The organism is Rubricella aquisinus, assembly GCF_014199445.1.
Lineage (GTDB): Bacteria > Pseudomonadota > Alphaproteobacteria > Rhodobacterales > Rhodobacteraceae > Rubricella > Rubricella aquisinus.
The window spans coordinates 118,601-137,273 of sequence record NZ_JACIJS010000005.1 but is presented as its reverse complement, the minus strand read 5'-3'; the positions used below and the strand labels follow the sequence as shown (position 1 = coordinate 137,273).

Sequence of the window (18,673 nt, the reverse complement as noted above, 5' to 3'; positions counted from 1 at the left end):
GGCAAGAGCGATGCATTTGGCAGAGGCGAACGGTGCCCGTCGAAAGCGTCTAGAGTGTGAAAACGGTTTTGACCCGATCCACCGGGGTGCCATCGCGCAGCGGCACGCCGACCGCGCGGTCATATTCCACAAAGCCCATCTTCGCGTAATATCGCAAGCCCGGCACGTTATCGGCGCGGATCGTCGCGTTGATCTTCAAAAGCCCCGCGTCCTTTGCAAGGGCTGCTGTCTGCGCGAAAAGCTGCGGCCCGATCCCGTGGCCCTGCGCCGATGGGGCAGCGAAGGACGAGATATAGCCCCATTCGGGCCGATCCGCGCCATAGCGCCCCAGATGCTGAAACGCGATTGGTGCGCCGTTCAGCACTGCCACGATGCAGCAGATCGTCTCTGGCCCCGGTCCGAATTCGACCGCGAAACCCTCATCGGTGAAGGGCTCTTCATTCGCGGTCGTCCCGCCGATTGCGATAATGTCGTTGAGCACCGCGCGCAGCGCCGGGATATCCTCGGCCCGCAAGGGGCGTATCGTCAGGTCAGACAAGGCGCGACTGTTCTAGGGCCGCACGCACGAAATCGGCAAAGAGGGGATGCGGCTCAAAGGGTTTCGATTTCAGCTCGGGATGGAATTGCACGCCTACGAACCACGGATGATCCTTGATCTCCACAATCTCAGGCAAGCGCCCATCGGGCGACAGGCCGGAGAAGGTCAGCCCGCTATCCTCCAGCTTTTGCCGATAGGTGATATCGACCTCAAACCGGTGGCGGTGGCGTTCGCTGATCGCGGAAGTGCCATAGATTTCCGCCACTTGAGAGCCATCAACCAGCGTTGCGTCATACGCCCCAAGCCGCATCGTGCCGCCCTTATCGTCATCAATGGAGCGTTGGATCGTGCGGTTGCCCTCGACCCATTCCTTCATGTGGTAGATCACATGCTCATAGCGGGTTTGCCCGGCTTCATTGTCGAATTCTTCTGACCCTGCCTTGTCTATACCCGCAAGATTGCGCGATGCCTCCACCACGGCCATTTGCATCCCCAGACAGATGCCGAAATAGGGTACTTTTTCCTCACGCGCGTATTTCGCGGCGCGGATTTTGCCTTCGGTCCCGCGCTCCCCAAAGCCGCCGGGCACGAGAATGCCGTGGAAGCCTTCGAGCATTGGCGCGGGCTCATCCGCCTCGAAAATTTCCGCATCGACCCATTCGACGCGCACTTTCACCCGGTTGGCCATGCCACCATGCGTCAGCGCCTCGGAGATGGATTTATAGGCGTCCTCAAGCTGGGTGTATTTGCCCACCACCGCGATGCGAACCTCGCCTTCGGGGTTTTTCACGCGGTCCGCAACATCATGCCAGCGGTCGAGTTTCGGGGCGGGTGCGGGCGCAATGCCGAAAGCATCAAGCACCGCCTGATCGAGCCCTTCGGCGTGATAGGCGAGCGGGGCCTCATAGATGGATTTCAAATCAAGCGCCGCGATCACCCGCTCTGGCCGCACGTTACAGAACAGCGCCAGTTTCGCGCGCTCCTTGTCCGGGATCGGCTGATCGGCGCGACAGACAAGGATATCCGGCGCGATCCCGATGGAGCGCAATTCCTTCACGGAATGCTGGGTCGGCTTCGTCTTCAACTCGCCCGATGCGGCGATATAGGGCAGGAGCGTAAGGTGCATGAAAATGCACTGACCCATCGGCTTTTCCTGACCGAATTGGCGGATCGCCTCGAAGAATGGCAGGCCTTCGATATCGCCCACGGTGCCACCGATCTCACAGAGCATGAAATCGACCTCATCGGCGCCGACCTCAAGAAATTCTTTGATCTGGTTGGTGACATGCGGGATCACCTGAATGGTTTTACCCAGATATTCGCCGCGCCGTTCCTTATCCAGAACGGTCTGATAGATGCGCCCGGAGGATACGCTGTCCGTATGCCGCGCGGCCACACCAGTGAACCGCTCATAATGACCAAGGTCGAGATCGGTTTCCGCGCCATCATCGGTCACGAACACTTCGCCATGCTCGAACGGGCTCATCGTGCCGGGGTCAACGTTGAGATAGGGGTCAAGTTTGCGCAGGCGCACCGTGTATCCGCGGGCCTGCAACAGCGCGCCAAGAGCGGCAGAGGCCAAACCCTTGCCCAAGGAGGAGACAACGCCGCCAGTGATGAAAATATAGCGCGCCATGCTCAAATCCCCCGTGTGTTTTGCATCGTTCACTGCGAGTGCGACGACCGAATTGCACCACTACCCACGGGACTCGGGGGATAGGGCAAAAGCGGCGATCCGGCAAGCCCTGACGCAGCATCGTTTTGCGCTCAGATCGGCGGGTTGTCCTCACGCGCCTCGTTGTGGCGGAACCACAGATTGCGGGCATAGACAATGAAACCAAAGGCTTGGCCAAGGATGATCACCACATCCTGCCGCAGAAACCCATAAAGCAGAAGCATGGACGCGCCGATGATCGACAGCCACCAAAACTGGATTGGGATAACGGAGCGGTGCGCCTTTTCGCTGGCCATCCATTGCACCAGAAACCGGCACATGAACACCGCTTGCGCCAACAGGCCAAAGAGAGCGAGCCACACGGCAGGCCATGTGTCCACCAAAAGGACGTTGGTCAGCCACTCAGGAGGCATCGGAATGGCCCCGCTCTGACACCACGGGCAATTTGCGCCGCCGCATCAGCCACCACACACCAAAAAGGTCAGACGCACCCACGATCGCCCGATGCAGGTTGGTGTAGTTGGACGTGCCCGCCACGCGGCTGCGATCCTCCACATCGACCAGGATCACCTCATAGCCTTCGCGCTTCACCAGTGCGGGCAGATAGCGGTGGATGTGATCGAAAAACGGAAGCAAAAGGAACACATCGCGGCGAAACGCCTTGGCCCCACAGCCGGTGTCGCGCGTGTCGTCCTTCAACACCCACGCGCGGAGTGTATTGGCCGCCCGGGAGGCAAGGCGCTTGGAATTGGTGTCCATCCGCTTGATACGCTGGCCCGCGACAAGGCCCACGCGCCCGGTTTGATCCGCCATCAGCGGTTTGACGAGCTTAGGCACTTCAGCGGGCGGGTTTTGCAGATCCCCGTCCAGCGTGGCGCAGATCGGCGCGCGCGCGGCCTTCACCCCGCTCAGCACGGCGGAGGATTGCCCGCAGGCCTTTTTGTGCTGGATGATGCGCAGCCATGGGAATTCCGACTGGAGCGCCTCTGCCCGCGCGACGGTCGCATCGGTGGAGCCATCATCGACGATCAGCATCTCGAACGGCGCAAGCGCTGCGCAGCCTTCGGCGGTCTCGCGCACCATGCCTTCGACATTGTCCGCCTCGTTGTGCATCGGAGTGATGATGCTGATCTGCGGTGCGGTCATGTGGGTATCCATATGCGACTGTTCAGATGCTTCTAACCCGCAGGGCAGGCAGGATCAATCACGGCACGCGGCAAGCGTCGCGTCATCGGCACGGGCCAACAGCAGCACCCGCGTCTCACCGCCGCGATTATAGTTGATCCCGTCATAGGTGCCGAGCACGACCATCGGCACGCCTGCGGCTGTTTCAAGATCCATCAGGCTCCCCGCCCGCGCGGTATCTAGCGCAAAAAGCGTGCCCTCTGGCGCGCTGGCGATCAGATGCGCGTCCGTGAATGCCATAAAGGTCGTCTCGGTGCCTGCGAGGAACACAAGGCTCGGTTCGCGGTAGCCGATGGTGTGCAATGGCTGCGTGGTGCAAGCGGCATAGCGCGCATAGCCGCCTGCGATCTGGCCGCTAAGATCGAGTTTGGGGGAGGCAAGCGTCACCGCCGTGATGCTCGGCAACAGGATCAGGGCGGCGGCCAGCGCCAGCGCGCCAAACCCATAGATCGCGCGCAGGATCAGCGCCATGGCCGCCGCGAGGATCAGGGCCGCACCAACTCCACCAAGCACCAGACCAAGCGGATCAAGCCGCCCGTCCAGCAGAAATCCACCCCCCGCCACAAGGGCCGCGACCGCGCCGCCACCGATCAGGAACAAAAGCGCTGCGACGCCTTGCAACACCGGGCGCCGTTTCGGGGCTTCCGATGTGATCCACAGGCCGATCAACGCGCCGAAGGCGGGCAAAATTGGCAGGATGTAATGGGGCAGCTTTGTCGTCGTCACCGCAAATACCAGCCAGAACGGCACGACCCAGCCAAACAGGAAATGCACCGCGTCACTGTCCCGATTGGCCCATGCAAACGGCAGCGCCAGCAGCGCCAGCACCGCCCATGGCCAGAAGGTGATCCAGACCGTCATCAGGTAATAGCCATATGGCCCGCCATGATTGTTGGAACTGTCGCCCACCTTGCCCAACAGATCATCGCCGACGGACGCAAGGTAGAACGCACCGTCCGACACGATGCCAATCGCGATGAACCATGGTGCGGCAATCACCGCGAACAGCGCGATGCCCGGCCATGGCATCACCTGCCGGACCGGATCGAAATCCCGCTCCACCCAGCAGAGCCATCCAAGCGTTCCAAGGGCAAGAAGCAGAATGATCGGCCCCTTGATCAGCACGCCAAGCGCGAGGGCAATCCAGAACAGCGCGCGGGTCCGGTCAAACTGCCGCTCTTCGCTGCGCCATGCCCGCAGGAGCGCGCCTTGCATCGCGACGCAGGTAGCAAGCAGGGCCGCGTCAGTCTTGGCGATGGACCCTTCGCCGAGGGAGACGACAGCGCTTGCCACCACGATCCCGGCGATCAGCGCGCCGGGCGGGCCGGTCAGCGGGCGCACGGCCCAGATCGTCAGAAGGCTCGCGGCAACGATCCCCAGAAAAGAGGGCAGGCGGTACACCCAGATGGGAGCGGCCTCGGCAAATCCGGTGATCTTGGCCGCGACGACCTGTAGCCAATAAATGCCCACGGGCTTTTTCCAGCGCGGCTCATCCTGATTGCGAATGTCGATATAATCGCCGCTCTCCATCATCTGTTTGGAGGCAAGCACATAGCGGCCCTCGTCCCGGTCGGTGACCGGGAGTTGCGCAAGACCGGGTAAAAGCACGATGGTCGCGATCAGTGCGACCAGCGCATAGGCATAAAGCGGTCGTGCCGACAGGCGGGCGATCAGGCCCGCGACTGTCTCATCGAACCTGTGAAGCCACATCAGCATGGGGATGGGGGCCGGATCAGTCCGCGGCGGGCGGCAGGGCCGGCGCGTCCCCGGTCGTGGGCGGCAGGAGGTTGTCCCCCGACAGGCCCGGCGGCAGAAGCGGCGCATCCCCGCCGCCAACCGGCTGTTCGACGCCCAGACGATCAATCACGCTGTCGCGCGCATTCTCACGGGTAGAGATCACGGTGAGCGTGATGCTGGTCGCGATAAAGGCAATCGCCAGAAGCCATGTCGCCTTAGACAGCGCGGTCGCCGTCCCCCGGCTGCTCATCGCGCCACCGCCGCCACCCCCAATCCCAAGGCCGCCTCCTTCGGAGCGCTGCAACAGCACAACGATGATCAGCGACAGGGCAAGGATCAGATGCACGATCAGGATGACGTTTTCCATGGTGCGTGACCTTTCAGGCAATGCGAATGGGGGCGATTAATCGCCGGTTCGGGCGGCGTTCTACCCCCAGTGACTTGGGTTGTCGATGCGAAAACGCAAGGGGAGGGCGGTTATCGGAATTCTTCGGGCGCGTATTCCAGCACAAGTGGCACGATCACCTCTTCCTCGTCCATCAGATGCCGGTCGAGAAACTGCCCCAGTTCCTGCACGGTTCCGTGAAACCGACCCATCGCCGCCGTCGCATCCCCTTCACCGCCAAGCCCGCGCAGCGCGCCGTTGGCCGCCTGAGTAAAGCTGCTCAGCGTCGCGTCCAACTCGTGATGATCGCTGTCGAGCAGGGTAAATGCCGCCTCCAGCCGTTTGTCGAACTGCGCGAAGATAGGAAAGTAATGCGCGTCCTCGATCTGGTGATGGCCATGAAGCTGCTCAAGCAGAAATTGCCCCATCCGCGCGATTTCGGCTTGCGTGCGGCGTGGATCGGCGTTGCCGTCCAGAAAAGCCTCTGTCGTGGTGGTCAGTTGTGCATGGGCGCGCCGGAACATCAGGTGCCGGTCAAGCCAGAACCGCGTGAGCTGGCTGAAATGCGGATGGCCCTCCCAGATGTCGCGCGGGTATTTATCCGCCAGCACTCTCAGATGCGCGGGCAGTCCGTCCCTGTCTTTCAGCGTCAAGTCCATCGCGTGGCGGCCCTTTTCATGTCCCTCAACAGGGGCTCAGGATGTGTCAACTGGCAGCGGGGTCAAGGCGACGGTACCGCGCTGTTTTGTTTCCTTGCGGAAATAGTCCCTCACACCGGTGCGCTCATCCTCGGGCAATTGGGTCCAATCCGCCCAGTTTGCGGCATAGCCGAGCGTGCCTGCGGCCAATCCCACCCAGCCGCGTGACGGCGTGCCGACCAGCGTTTTGGTCTGACCGGGCAGGCCTGTGGCGTTCAACTCCTTGCTCGTATCCTCCTGCCCGAAATGGATCTTTGGGTTGGCGGAGATGACGAACATCCCGTCGATGATGACCAGCTTTGGCCCAAGCGCGCAGACCTGCGACAGCAATCGGTAATGGTCGGCCACATGATAGAGGATGCCATAGAGTGTCACGACGTCGAACCGCTCCCCATCCCGCCCAAACCGGATCAACACGTCCGAAATATCGTTGCATTCTAAGGTGATCTTCTCAGCGGTTTTTGGGTCGGTCTGGAAGGTGTCAAAGCGATCCAGAAGCGCCTGCCGCCGCTCCACCGCATGGACGGACGCCGCACCTGCCCGCGCCAAGGCATAGGACCAGCGGCCATCATGGTCGGCAAGATCAAGAACCCGCGCATTCTCAAGCAACGCCTGATACGGGCTGATGATGAACCGATGCCGCGTTTCCAACCGCGCAAGGGCTACAAGATTGCTGCGATAGGCGGGGTGGTCTGCCAGAAAGTCGAAATGGGCCATATCCTAGCGAACCAAATGCAGCCGCGAATGTCGAGCGTGCTACTCCTGATCCTCGACATCATCGGTATCGACCTGACCCGACAATTTGCGCCGGATCAGCGACCATGACAGGCCAATCCCGAGAATCAGGGCAACCCCAATCAGCCCGGCCCATGTCAGGGCCGTTTGATCATTGGCCGCCATCCAGCCCATATCCACCATGATCCAGACCAGCACCGCGACAAGGGCCGCCACCAGCGCAATACCGAACCCACCGATGGACCGGATCGTCGCGCGCACATAAATGACATAGCCGATCAGCAGGATCAGACCGGCAAGCGCCACAAAAGGCGCGCTGTCCGCCCACGCGGCCCGCGCCCAAGTGAGGTAGGACAGGCCGCTTGGATTATAGGTCGCGAGCACCAGCACCAGTGCCCCGAGAATGCGCAGCAGATAGCCCATGATCGCTCACTTTTTTGACGTGCACCGTTAGGTGGCCTGATGCTTTCCGCTTGTCAATTGCGCAGCCTGCTCTGTGGTCAGGATGAGGGTGCTGTCCGCATCGGCCACGATCCAGTCTCCCGGTGCAATCGGCGTGGTGCCAAGCGTCGTGGGCTGGTCCGCCTCGGCTAGGGGCCCGGTCCGCTCGATCCGCGGGTTGATCCCGGTGGCCAGCACACCGACACGGCGCGGCGCAATGAGGGCCGTGTCGCGCAGGTTGCCGTCGATCAGCACCCCGGCCCAATTATTGGCCTCTGCCGCGCGGGCCATACCATCGCCAAACACGGCGGGTTTGCGAGCATTATGAACCTGAACGACCGCAACGGCCCCCTCCCCATCGCCGCGCAGAAGATCGGCTAGGGCCACATCCGGCCCGTAAAGCGTGATCAGCTTCGCTGGACCCGCAAAAACCGTGACATCGGTAAAGGATTTCAGGGGCAGGTCGATCACACGCACGGCATGGCCAAGCGCATCGCAAATATCGGCAGTGGGCGGGAATTGGGTCATCATGGCACTCCTTATGCTGACACGGGACATAGCATGATTATCGTGGCGATGCGTCCACCTGATGGAATGGACATCTGCCATATGGCCGCATGTATGAAAAAAGGCGCGCCTCCGTTTCGACGAAGGCGCGCCCCTCTGTAAGCCCCCAAACGGACTTAGTTCTTGGCTTTATCCACCATCTTGCCTGCGGAAATCCACGGCATCATGGCGCGCAGCTGCTCACCGACCTGCTCGATCTGGTGCTCATCGTTCAGGCGGCGCGTGCCCTTGAAGAACGGCTGGCCAGCGGCGTTTTCCTGCATGAAGTCACGCACGAATGCGCCGGTCTGGATGTCGCGCAGAACCGCCTTCATCCGGGCTTTTGTCTCGTCGTAAGGCAGGATGCGCGGGCCAGAGACATACTCGCCATATTCCGCCGTGTTGGAGATGGAGTAGTTCATGTTCGCGATGCCGCCCTCATAGATCAGGTCAACGATCAGCTTCACTTCGTGCAGGCACTCGAAATACGCCATTTCGGGCGCGTAGCCTGCTTCCACGAGGGTCTCAAAGCCCATGCGGATCAACTCGACAAGGCCGCCGCACAGAACCGCCTGCTCACCGAACAGATCGGTTTCACACTCTTCGCGGAAGTTCGTCTCGATAATGCCGGACCGGCCACCACCGATCGCGGAGCAATAGGACAGGCCGATTTCCAGCGCCTTGCCAGAGGCATCCTGATGCACAGCCACGAGGCAGGGCACGCCGCCGCCTTTGGTGTATTCGCCGCGCACGGTGTGGCCGGGGCCTTTCGGCGCCATCATGATCACGTCAACGCCGGGCTTCGGCTCGATCAGGCCGAAATGCACGTTCAGGCCGTGGGCGAACGCGATCGCCGCGCCGTCCTTGAGGTTGTCATGGACGTATTTCTTATAAGTGTCCGCCTGAAGTTCATCGGGCATGGTGAACATGATCACGTCGCACCATGCGGCGGCTTCAGCGATGCCCATAACCTTGAGGCCTTCGCCTTCGGCTTTCGCGGCAGAAGCAGAGCCTTCGCGCAGGGCGACGACGACGTTCTTTGCGCCCGAATCGCGCAGGTTCAGCGCATGGGCATGGCCCTGAGAGCCGTAACCGAGGATGGCGACCTTGAGGTCTTTGATCAGGTTCACATCGCAATCGCGATCATAATAAACGCGCATTTGGGCGTCCTTTCCGTCAGAGGTTGATGGGGGCAATCTATCTGGATTGCGGGGTTATGGATTTCTTTGTTTGCTGAATTTCGAGAGATATGCGAAAAATCATGCAATAATATTCAGACTGAGAAAACATCATGCTTGATGACACGGACCGGCGCATCCTGCGCCAGATGCAAGCCGAACCAGGGGCAAGCGTCGCGACGATAGCAGAGCGCGCGGGCCTCAGCCATGCGCCCTGCTGGCGGCGCATCCGCAAGATGGAGGAGGCAGGCGTGATCCGGGGCCGGCGCATCACGCTGGATCGGCGCAAAATGGGGCAGGAAGTGCAGGTGTTCTTACGCATCACACTTGATAAGACCGCGCGCAACGCGTTTGACGCCTTCATCACCGAGGCGCGCAAAATCCCGGAGGTCGAGGCGATCCAGACCCTGCTGGGCCGGGTTGATATCCGTATGGACGTGGCGGCCCGCGACCTTGCCCATTATCAGCAGATATACCGCGACCGGATCATGGCCCTGCCGCATATTCTGGATGTGGAGGCGCTGATGCTGGTGTCGGAACTGAAAAACACCGAAAGCCTGCCGATATGACGGAGTTGGACGCAACAGACCGCGCGATCCTCGCAGCGTTGCGCCGGGATGGGGGCCTCAATGCGAAGGAGGTCGGGGATGCCATCGGCCTCAGCCAGCCTGCCGCCTATCGCCGGATCAAACGGCTGGAGGAAGAGGGCGTTATCACCGGGCGCAGCCTGATCGTGGACCGCGCCGCGCTTGGGTTTGAGGTGGTGGTGTTCTTGGGGGTGAAACTCGCGGTGCGTGGCCGCGCCTCCATGGCCGATTTCGAGCGGGCCGTTGTGGCCATCCCGGAGGTGCAACTCGTGCAACACGTCCTTGGCGTCTATGATTACCGGCTCAAGGTCGTGGCGCGCGATCTGGCGGATTTCGAACGGATCCTGCGCCGCCGGATCATGACCCTGCCCGGGGTGGGCGATATCGAGAGCAACGTGTTGCTGAGCGACGAGCTTTAGCCGCGATCAGTCATCGGCCCAGCCGTCACAGCCGCGGGGGGTCACATCCGCCCGCGCGATGCCAGCGGGCAGCAGCGTTTCCTCGTTGGTGCAGGCCATGCGCAATTGTGCGGCCGTCAGCCCGGTGGCCCCGGTCAGAATGGCCGCGCGCAAATCCGTATGGTCAAGGTCCGCCCCCTCAAGGGACGCGCCCGTGAGGTCGGCATGGCGCAGATCGGCATTCTTGAAATCGGCACGATTCAGCCGCGTCCGCTCGAAATCGGCACCGCGCAGGTCGCTTCCTTCAAGATCGGCATCCCGCAAATCGCTCCCCTCAAAATCAAAACCGGGGAGGGAGGCATGTTTCAATTCGGTCCCCCGCAGGTCCAGTTCTTCTGCGATCACACCGAACCGGGTCACGACCCCGAGGTCTTCAAGAAACTGGATGATCCTCCCGGCCCGTTCGCCATCCACAAGCCGCAAGACGGCAGTTGTGTGCGCGCGCCCGATAGGATTGATCACGTCCTCGGGGGCATCAAGCAGCATCAAATCCGTGATTTGAGAGATGAAAGACTGCACCGCCGTTTCCTGCGCGCGTTGCAATTCCCGTTCGGACTGCATCTGGTTGAACCCGATGGACAACACCCCAATGAGCACCGGAACGGACAAAAGCCCGAGCCAGTCCCAGAGCGTCTTTTCGGCAAACCCGGTCCATTTCGGGCGCCAGATCAGGGACACAAGGATCACGAGGGCAAGAAGGCTCAGCACCCCCGTCACCATCATGGCCCCAGTGATCATCATCCCGTCAGATGCCCCGCGCCATCGCGGCCACGCCAGTGCGCGCGACCTCTTGCAGGCCAAGGGGCACCATCAGGTCGACGAAAGCGTCGATCTTTTCGGGGGTGCCGGTCAATTCAAAGACGAAGCTTTCGAGCGTGGTGTCCACGACACTGGCGCGGAACACTTCGGCCATGCGCATTGCCTCAACGCGGTTGTTGCCGGTGCCTTCCACCTTGATGAGGGCGAGTTCGCGCTCCACGCTTGCGCCCTCAACCGTGAGGTCATGGACCTCATGCACCACGACCATCCGCTCCAACTGCGCCTTGATCTGGTAGATCACTTGCGGGGTGCCGGTGGTCACGATGGTGATGCGGGACCGGTGGCCAGTATGATCCACTTCCGCAACGGTCAGACTTTCGATATTATATCCCCGGCCCGAGAACAGGCCGATCACGCGCGCCAGCACTCCGTCCACGTTATCGACCAGAACGGCCAGCGTGTGACGTTCCTGCTCATCCCCGAGGGGGTTTTTCAGGTCATAGGCGGACTTGCGCGAAGTGCCCTTCTTGATGGACAAAGCATTCATGGTCGGATCCTTATCAATACAGCAAAACAAGGCGGGCATACGCATGCCGCTTGTATATGTGGTTTACGGAATGGCCAAGAGCGGAAGCGCGCTCGCGTTCCGGCTGACCCAAGAGATATTGATGCAAAGCGGGCACGATCAGGCGCTGCTGCCGCGCATGCTGGTCGGGGACCGGCGTGAGAATTTCCTGCGCGACACCAAGGTGGAGACGATGCGCGCCGCACTGGCGGTCGCCGGATCGGAGCGGCGCGCGACCCTCGCGGTCAAGACCCATACCGGATTGCGCCCGAAAGTGGCCGAGATGGTCGCGGATGATGAAATCGGCGCGGTCGCGGTGGCGCGTGATCCGCGCGACATTGCCTGTGCCATTCTCGAATCGGCCCGTCACGGTGGCGCGTGGTCCCTGCCGGGCGGTGAGCCGGTGCATGACATCGAAGGTGCGATGTCCATCGTGCGCAACCATGTGGCCAAATTCCTTAGCTGGGCGGAGCAGGACCATGTGATCACCCTCAGCCATACGGATCTGACCCAGCACACCGTGCGCGCCGCGCGGCATATCGCGGTTGACCTTGGCCTGAGATGCGACGCGGTCGCCGCGGCGGAGGCCGTTTTGGGTGGGGAGACGTCGCTGCCCGCGCAGGAGCCGCGGCATCTGCGGGACATGTCGGAAGAAGCGGTGCGCCATTACGGTCGGGAATTCGAGCATTTCATCCAAACCTATTGCCGCGCCACATTGGGCTGAGCCGCCAGCGCCACCAATTCGGGGAATAGCGTCGCAATCCGCTCTGCATCCGCTGCGGCCATCTCGCTGCGGTGGCGATCCGGGATGCCCTTGTTGAACTGGGTGAAGTGCCCGTCTTTCGCGCGGCGGGCCGCGCCGGGTGCGACGGGCAGGCCCATCTGCGCGGCGATCAGGATCGGGGCTGCGTCCTCACCAAACGCGATCTGGTCATAGCTGAGCGTCAGGATGCCGGGCAGGGCGCGCCATTGGCGCAAGGTTTCGGCCTGATCCCTAAGGCTCGGCAGCGTGTCATCAATTTGGGCAAATTCGGCAAAGGGCAGGTGCCCTTTGGCGCGCGCCCGCGCCCCGTGATCGAGCATCGACAGGGCCATATCGCGCGGATCGCGCAGGCAGGCATGGCCCATGGCGGTCCCTTCGGCCAACATATCCGCGACGGTGGGAGTGGGGCGCTGGTGTGTCTTGATCACGATGGGGCCGGGGGCCTCATTCAGAATGGCTGCCACCAGACCCTCGGTCAGGTCATCCACATAGTTGATCCGCCGCACCGCCCCCAGCGCCCGCTCTGACAATTGCGGCTGCGCGAACCCCGCCTCCTCCAACACGGTGCGCGCGATATGATAAGCGAGCGTCGATCCCGTTTTGGTCATCCCGTAGGAGATATAGAGGCGGGGTGTCACGACGCACCCAGATCAAGAGCGCAGCGGATCAGCGCTGCGTTGTCCTGCGCCATGTCACCCCCCGGCAGGGTGAGCATATCCTCTAGCCCCACGCGGGTCGCAAGGCCGCGCGTAACTGCCTCCATCACCATCGGCCACGCGCTGTGCCCTGCGCCATGAAGCAGAATGGGCACGTTTGGACCGTGGTCTTCGAGATAGGCGATGATCCGGGCCGCATCAGCTTTTGCGACCGGGCCGGGGCAATCCGGTATCTCAACAAGAATGCGCAACGCCGCGTCCGCCGATCGCAGAGTGCAAAAGCGCTGCGCGTCTGCATGGGTCCAGATGCCTGCCTCGATTCCAATGCCTTTGTCGAGAAGCGCATCCATCACGGTGGGCGCGTCAGCCTCGCCGAGATTGACGGAGGCGAAATCGGGCAGCGCCTGCCATCCCGCGATGGCGTCAAGGCGCCTGTCGCCAGTGGGGGCAATCCATGCGCCCGTGCTCACCCCGATGGGTAGGTCCGGGCAGGCATCGCGCACGGCCTCAAGGGCTGCGCCGATCACGTCTGGCAACAGGCTTTCTAAACCGTTCGCGTCACGCGGGTGGATATGCAGGCTTGTGGCCCCGGCCTCGCGCGCGGCGATTGCATCGCGCACGAGTTCCGCCGGGCTGAGGGGCAGGGCCAGATGTTCGGCCCTGCTGCGCGCACCATTAAGGCAAGCCTGTACCATGATGCGACCCCGCTTCCGGTATCAGACGAGCACGGCGCCGCCAGCCTCGATCGCGCCCTCGGTGGACGCGTCGCCAAGCAGCATTTCGTTATGCGCCTTGCCCGAGGGGATCATCGGGAAGCAGTTTTCGTGCTTCTCAACGAGGCAATCGAAAATCACCGGACCGTCATAGTCCAGCATCTCCATGATCGCATCATCCAGATCCGCCGGGTCCGTGCACCGAATGCCTTTGCCGCCGAATGCCTCTGCCAGTTTCACAAAATCGGGCAGGGCTTCGGACCAGCTATGGGAATACCGCTCACCATGCAGCAATTCCTGCCATTGGCGCACCATACCGAGGCGTTCATTGTTGAGGATGAACTGCTTGATCGGCAGGCGGTATTGGATCGCGGTGCCCATCTCCTGCATGTTCATCAACCAGGACGCTTCGCCCGCCACGTTGATGACCAGCGCATCGGGATGGGCAACCTGAATGCCCACAGTCGCAGGCAGGCCGTAGCCCATGGTGCCCAGCCCGCCGGAGGTCATCCACCGGTTCGGCTCGTCAAAGCCCAGATATTGCGCGGCCCACATCTGGTGCTGGCCCACTTCAGTCGCGATGTAGCGGTCCTTGCGGTGTTTGGTCAGCGCCTCCAAGCGCTCAAGCGCGTATTGCGGTTTAATGACCGTCTCGGAGTTTTTGTAGCTGAGGCATTTGATCGCTTTCCACTCGTCGATCTTGGCCCACCACTTTTCGATACCATCTTTGTTGACCTTGCGCCCGTTGGATTTCCAGACCGCGAGCAGGTCCTCAAGCACATGCGCCACGTCCCCGATGATCGGGATATCCACATGGATATTCTTATTGATCGACGACGGGTCGATGTCGATATGGGCCTTCTTGGAATGGGGAGAGAACGCATCGACGCGGCCAGTGATACGGTCGTCGAAGCGCGCACCGATATTGATCATCAGATCGCAATCATGCATCGCCATATTCGCCTCATAAAGGCCATGCATCCCGAGCATCCCGATCCAGTTCTTGCCCGATGCCGGATAGCAGCCCAGCCCCATCAGGGTGGAAGTGATCGGAATGCCCGTCGCATCCACCAATTCGCGCAGCAATTGCGTCGCGGCAGGGCCGGAATTGATGACGCCGCCGCCGGTGTAGAAGAGCGGCTTCTTGGCCTTCTCCATCAGCGCGACAAGCTCCTTGATCGCCTCGATATCGCCCTTCACGCGCGGGCGGTAATGATCGGTCTTGGCTTTCGCGGGTGGCGTGTAGGTGCCTTCGGCGAATTGCACGTCTTTGGGAATATCGACCAGAACCGGGCCGGGGCGGCCATGTGTGGCGACGTGGAACGCCTGATGGATCGTCTCCGACAGTTTGTCGGTCTCCTTCACCAGCCAGTTATGCTTGGTGCAGGGTCGGGTGATGCCAACGGTGTCGGCCTCCTGAAAGGCGTCATTGCCGATCATGAACGTGGGAACCTGCCCGGTCAGAACGATCATCGGGATGCTGTCCATCAGCGCGTCGGTCATGCCGGTGACGGCATTGGTGGCACCAGGGCCAGAGGTCACCAGAACAACACCGGGCTTTCCGGTGGAGCGGGCGTAGCCTTCGGCGGCGTGGGTCGCCCCCTGTTCATGGCGCACAAGGATATGCTTGATCCCCTGCTCCTTGAAAATCTCGTCATAGATCGGGAGCACCGCCCCACCGGGATAGCCGAATACCGTATCGACGCCCTGATCCATCAGCGCTTTTACAACCATCTGAGCACCGGTCATCTTCTTGCCCATCGTCGTCTCCCGTGTGGTGGGGGCCTGCCCCATTTCGTCAATCCGTTTCAGACACAAAAAAACCCCCGAGGTGGGGGTCATGCGCGCATCAGTCCGTGAGGGGTATCCTCCGGGGTCAGCGCGCTCGTCCAATAAGTACTACAGTGTTGGTCATCATGTGTCCTTTGTCGTGAGGCTGTTTTAACGGCTGATTCCCGGGGGTCAAGGGCATTTGTAGGAAAGAACGCGGATTGAGGGCATTTTGAAATTTAATTTCGTTGGTCGTGGGGCAGCTCACGCCAGCCCCACCCCGATATAAGCGGCATAACTCACCAGCAGCCCCAGGCCAAACAGGCGCCCGATCCGCCAGCCCAGCAGGGCCGGCACGGCAATCAGGGCCGTGGCCGCCAGCATCACTGGCAGATCAACGGTCAAAAAGCGCGGCGCGACCGGGATCGGAGAGATCAGCGCCGTGGCACCAAGGATACCGAACACGTTGAAAATGTTGGAGCCGATCACATTGCCAAAGGCGATTCCCGCCTGCCGTTTGATCGCGGCAGTGATGCTGGTGGCAAGCTCGGGCAGGGAGGTGCCAATGGCGATCACCGTCAGGCCGATCACGGCTTCTGACAGGCCAACCTCACGGGCCAGCACAGTGGCCCCGGTGATCAGCCAATCCGCGCCAAGCACCAATGCCACGATCCCGGCCAAGAGCCCGCCCGCGATGCGCCATGGTCCCTGCGTGGGAACCGCAGGCACCTGATCCGGTGCGCGGCGTATTGCCATCAGGACAAAACCCGCCGCCGCAGCCAACCCGATCATCCCTGCGATCCGGTCCACGGTGCCAAGCCAGAACACCGGCAGCAACGCCAACGCCGCCGCGCCCATCCACATCAGATCAGCGCGCGCATCCGCTTGCACCCGGAATGCGCCACCGATGACCAGCGATACGCCAAGGATCAGGAGGATGTTCGCGGTGTTTGAGCCGACGACATTGCCAAGGGCGATATCGGGTGATCCGGCAAGGGCCGCCTGCACCGATACCAGCAATTCGGGCAGGGAAGTGCCAATGCCCACGACCGTCGCCCCGATCACCGCCGGAGGCAGCCCCCACCGCGCGGCCAGCGACACGGCACTAGACACTAACAAAGCACCGCCCGCGATCAGCGCCGCAAGGCCCACCGCAATCAGAACAAAGGTCATTCCCGAAAATCCAAAACCCGGTATCTGCTACCGCTCCAGCCCCAAAAGGCCGCTTTCGAGCACATATCTGGTGAGGCCCGCCGTGGTTGCAATACCGAGCTTACGCTTGATGTTTTTACGGTGCGTCTCGACCGTGCGGACGGAGATGTTGAGCTCCCCCGCGACCTGTTTGTTGCTGTCGCCCTTGGCGAGGCGCAGCAGCACCATCTGCTCGCGCGATGTCAGCGGCTCCCGCCCGTCCTCGCCATCATCGCTGGAGCCGGTGATCATCTTTTCCGTGCCAGTGCAGAGGTAGACCTCCCCCGCGTGGACCTTTTCAATGGCCTCCACGATCTCATCGGTGGGAATGTCCTTGAGCAGATATCCCCGCGCGCCGTGACGCAGCGCGGTGGTGATGTATTCGGGGTTGTCATGCATCGACAGGATGACGATGCGGGCCTGTGGGCTTGTTTCCAGCGCGCGCTCGGTGGCGGTGAGGCCGTTCATGCCGGGCATGTTGAGGTCCATCAGCGTGACATCCGGTTTCAGGCGTTCAATCGCGGCAAGCGCATCCGGCCCGTTGGTCACGGTGGCCACAACGTCGATCTGATCGAAGGTTTCAAGATAGGCGCGCACGCCTTCGGTCACCAGCGGATGATCGTCAGCGAGGATGACACGGATCGGGGTCATGCGGATAGGCTCTCTGATGGTTGGTCGGAGTGATCTTCGCCCGTCACGATGTGACGCTCGGGCAGATCGGCTTCGATGATGGTTCCCTTACGGCTCGACTGGATCGTAAATGTCCCGCCCAGATGTTCAATCCGTTCCTGCATGTTGCGCAGGCCGATGCCCGGCCCGCTGTTGCGCCCCGGTTTGAAGCCATGGCCGTTGTCCTGAATGGTCAGTGTGACGCCCTTGCGGTGGGGGCGCACGGTGATGCGGGCGATGCGGGCCTCCGAATGGCGCTCGATGTTGGTGAGCGCCTCTTGCGCCACGCGGTAGAGCGCGGTTTTGCCCTCTCCCGACAGGCTGTTGCGCAGGGCCACGGTGGTGAGCGTCGTCTTGATCCCGGTGCGGGCCGAGAACTCCTCCGCCAGCGTCTTGAGCGCGGGTGACAGGCCCAGATCATCGAGCGCGCCGGGGCGCAGGTCACGGCTGATCCGGCGGACCTCATGGATCGCCGTGGTGATCCCATCGGTCGATTTCTTGATGATCGTGCCGGTATCTTCGGCCCCTTGGCTGATCTTGCGTTGCGCAAGCTCCAGCCCATAGCGCACCCCGACAAGAAGTTGGCTGATCCCGTCATGCAGTTCGCGCGCGACGCGGGCGCGCTCTTCTTCTTGGGTGTCCACGATCCGTTGGGTCAGCACAGCGAGCTTCTGATCGGCAAGCCGTCTTTCGCGCAGGTTGATAAGAAGGCCCGACCCGAACACCCCGATCAGCACAGCCACGGTGATCGACGCGATCCAGATGAAGGTGGAGCGGATGCGCGCTTCCATCTCTGCGCGCGCGGCATCGACCTCCGCGATCACGTCGTCAATGAAAATGCCGGTCCCCATCGCCCATTGCCAATCCTGCAAGCCGATGACGTAGGAATACATCTCTGCCTCTTCGCCAGTGCTGGGTTTGGGCCAGACATAGCGATGATACCCGCCGCCCGAGCGCGCCAGCGCGATCAGGGGTTGCACCACGGGCGTGCCCTGACTGTCCGTCAGGTCAAACCAGTTGCGCTCGATCAGATAGGTCTGGCGGGAGGAGACAAGGTTCGTCCCGTCATAATCATAGACGAAGAAGAAGCCCTCCTTGCCATAGGTCATCGCGGCAAGGATCTGTGCCGCGCGCGTCTTGGCCTCCTGATCGTCAGGGCCTGCGGGGCCGTAGATATGGTAGATCGCGTTCCGCGCGAGGCTCATGTAATTGCCAAGCTCGGATTGTTTGGCCTCCAGCAGCGTTTCTTCAAGAAACGCGATCTCCCGCTCGGACAATTGCCGGTACTGATAGCCCACAAGCACCGTGATCGCGGCAACGGCCAGCATTAGGGGAAGGGTCGCCAGAAGAAAGATCTTCTGCCCGTAATTCGGTCGCCAGCCACGCAGCCCGGTTCGGCCGTGCATCTGTTTCCTCCCCAAATT

Annotated in this window: 22 protein-coding genes; 3 read left to right on the top strand and 19 right to left on the bottom strand. The window is 61.7% G+C overall.

Features of this window, described 5'->3' with window-relative positions; all coding sequences use genetic code 11:
- Nucleotides 1-49: 49 nt before the first annotated feature.
- The 11 genes from FHS89_RS09300 to ilvC all read right to left on the bottom strand — a co-directional run bounded on the left by FHS89_RS09300 (nt 50) and on the right by ilvC (nt 9,100).
- Nucleotides 50-538, bottom strand: coding sequence for a GNAT family N-acetyltransferase (locus tag FHS89_RS09300; RefSeq protein WP_184010921.1), 489 nt, complete (start codon nt 536-538; stop codon nt 50-52).
- Complete coding sequence (pyrG, locus tag FHS89_RS09295) at nt 531-2,174, bottom strand: CTP synthase (protein ID WP_184010920.1); 1,644 nt, start codon at nt 2,172-2,174, stop codon at nt 531-533. The genes FHS89_RS09300 and pyrG overlap by 8 nt, the downstream gene beginning before the upstream one ends.
- Before the next feature lie 131 nt (nt 2,175-2,305).
- Nucleotides 2,306-2,626: a lipid-A-disaccharide synthase N-terminal domain-containing protein gene (locus FHS89_RS09290; RefSeq protein ID WP_184010919.1), complete on the bottom strand. Its 321-nt coding sequence runs from the start codon at nt 2,624-2,626 to the stop codon at nt 2,306-2,308.
- The gene (locus FHS89_RS09285) at nt 2,616-3,359 is read right to left on the bottom strand and encodes a glycosyltransferase family 2 protein (protein ID WP_221229359.1); all 744 of its coding nucleotides are present in this window, start codon (nt 3,357-3,359) and stop codon (nt 2,616-2,618) included. Before FHS89_RS09285 ends, FHS89_RS09290 begins: the two co-directional genes overlap by 11 nt.
- A gap of 54 nt (nt 3,360-3,413) precedes the next feature.
- Nucleotides 3,414-5,114 carry an ArnT family glycosyltransferase gene (locus FHS89_RS09280; RefSeq protein WP_184010917.1) on the bottom strand — a complete coding sequence of 567 codons (1,701 nt, stop codon included), beginning with the start codon at nt 5,112-5,114 and terminating at the stop codon, nt 3,414-3,416.
- A 16-nt stretch (nt 5,115-5,130) separates the two neighbouring features.
- A complete protein-coding gene (secG, locus tag FHS89_RS09275; protein WP_184010916.1) occupies nt 5,131-5,502 on the bottom strand; it encodes a preprotein translocase subunit SecG in 372 nt (123 codons plus the stop codon).
- 110 nt (nt 5,503-5,612) lie between these two features.
- Nucleotides 5,613-6,179, bottom strand: coding sequence for a hemerythrin domain-containing protein (locus FHS89_RS09270; protein WP_184010915.1), 567 nt, complete (start codon nt 6,177-6,179; stop codon nt 5,613-5,615).
- A 36-nt stretch (nt 6,180-6,215) separates the two neighbouring features.
- Nucleotides 6,216-6,935, bottom strand: coding sequence for a class I SAM-dependent methyltransferase (locus FHS89_RS09265; protein WP_184010913.1), 720 nt, complete (start codon nt 6,933-6,935; stop codon nt 6,216-6,218).
- A gap of 39 nt (nt 6,936-6,974) precedes the next feature.
- Entirely contained in the window at nt 6,975-7,376 is a 402-nt protein-coding gene (locus tag FHS89_RS09260; RefSeq protein WP_184010911.1) for a DUF6524 family protein, read from the bottom strand.
- Nucleotides 7,377-7,403: 27 nt separating this feature from the next.
- Nucleotides 7,404-7,922 carry an RraA family protein gene (locus FHS89_RS09255; RefSeq protein ID WP_184010909.1) on the bottom strand — a complete coding sequence of 173 codons (519 nt, stop codon included), beginning with the start codon at nt 7,920-7,922 and terminating at the stop codon, nt 7,404-7,406.
- A gap of 155 nt (nt 7,923-8,077) precedes the next feature.
- The gene (gene ilvC / locus FHS89_RS09250; protein WP_184010907.1) at nt 8,078-9,100 is read right to left on the bottom strand and encodes a ketol-acid reductoisomerase; all 1,023 of its coding nucleotides are present in this window, start codon (nt 9,098-9,100) and stop codon (nt 8,078-8,080) included.
- Nucleotides 9,101-9,231: 131 nt separating this feature from the next.
- On the opposite strand from ilvC, the gene FHS89_RS09245 reads away from it, so the two are divergent.
- Together FHS89_RS09245 and FHS89_RS09240 are read left to right on the top strand one after the other, a co-directional pair.
- Nucleotides 9,232-9,687: an Lrp/AsnC family transcriptional regulator gene (locus FHS89_RS09245; RefSeq protein ID WP_184010905.1), complete on the top strand. Its 456-nt coding sequence runs from the start codon at nt 9,232-9,234 to the stop codon at nt 9,685-9,687.
- Nucleotides 9,684-10,124, top strand: a complete 441-nt coding sequence (locus tag FHS89_RS09240; RefSeq protein ID WP_184010903.1) for an Lrp/AsnC family transcriptional regulator — start codon at nt 9,684-9,686, stop codon at nt 10,122-10,124. Before FHS89_RS09245 ends, FHS89_RS09240 begins: the two co-directional genes overlap by 4 nt.
- A gap of 6 nt (nt 10,125-10,130) precedes the next feature.
- Here FHS89_RS09240 and FHS89_RS16355 read toward each other — a convergent pair whose 3' ends face one another.
- Together FHS89_RS16355 and ilvN are read right to left on the bottom strand one after the other, a co-directional pair.
- Complete coding sequence (locus FHS89_RS16355; protein WP_184010901.1) at nt 10,131-10,904, bottom strand: pentapeptide repeat-containing protein; 774 nt, start codon at nt 10,902-10,904, stop codon at nt 10,131-10,133.
- A gap of 4 nt (nt 10,905-10,908) precedes the next feature.
- Nucleotides 10,909-11,469, bottom strand: a complete 561-nt coding sequence (ilvN, locus tag FHS89_RS09230; protein ID WP_184010899.1) for an acetolactate synthase small subunit — start codon at nt 11,467-11,469, stop codon at nt 10,909-10,911.
- Between the two features lie 43 nt (nt 11,470-11,512).
- Between ilvN and FHS89_RS09225 the strand changes: the two genes are divergently transcribed.
- Entirely contained in the window at nt 11,513-12,211 is a 699-nt protein-coding gene (locus FHS89_RS09225; protein ID WP_184010898.1) for a hypothetical protein, read from the top strand.
- Here the strand turns inward: FHS89_RS09225 and FHS89_RS09220 are convergent.
- The 6 genes from FHS89_RS09220 to FHS89_RS09195 form a co-directional block, all read right to left on the bottom strand.
- Nucleotides 12,187-12,888: a sulfotransferase domain-containing protein gene (locus FHS89_RS09220; protein WP_184010897.1), complete on the bottom strand. Its 702-nt coding sequence runs from the start codon at nt 12,886-12,888 to the stop codon at nt 12,187-12,189. The two genes, FHS89_RS09225 and FHS89_RS09220, sit on opposite strands and share 25 nt — an antisense overlap.
- The gene (locus FHS89_RS09215) at nt 12,885-13,601 is read right to left on the bottom strand and encodes a 3-keto-5-aminohexanoate cleavage protein (protein WP_184010896.1); all 717 of its coding nucleotides are present in this window, start codon (nt 13,599-13,601) and stop codon (nt 12,885-12,887) included. Before FHS89_RS09215 ends, FHS89_RS09220 begins: the two co-directional genes overlap by 4 nt.
- 21 nt (nt 13,602-13,622) lie before the next feature.
- Nucleotides 13,623-15,380, bottom strand: coding sequence for an acetolactate synthase 3 large subunit (locus tag FHS89_RS09210; protein ID WP_184011294.1), 1,758 nt, complete (start codon nt 15,378-15,380; stop codon nt 13,623-13,625).
- Between the two features lie 273 nt (nt 15,381-15,653).
- Nucleotides 15,654-16,562: a sodium:calcium antiporter gene (locus FHS89_RS09205; protein WP_184010895.1), complete on the bottom strand. Its 909-nt coding sequence runs from the start codon at nt 16,560-16,562 to the stop codon at nt 15,654-15,656.
- A gap of 27 nt (nt 16,563-16,589) precedes the next feature.
- Nucleotides 16,590-17,231 (bottom strand): response regulator transcription factor, encoded by a 642-nt coding sequence (locus FHS89_RS09200; protein WP_184010894.1) that lies wholly within the window; start codon nt 17,229-17,231, stop codon nt 16,590-16,592.
- Nucleotides 17,228-18,655: a cache domain-containing protein gene (locus FHS89_RS09195; RefSeq protein ID WP_184010892.1), complete on the bottom strand. Its 1,428-nt coding sequence runs from the start codon at nt 18,653-18,655 to the stop codon at nt 17,228-17,230. The genes FHS89_RS09200 and FHS89_RS09195 overlap by 4 nt, the downstream gene beginning before the upstream one ends.
- Nucleotides 18,656-18,673 lie beyond the last annotated feature (18 nt).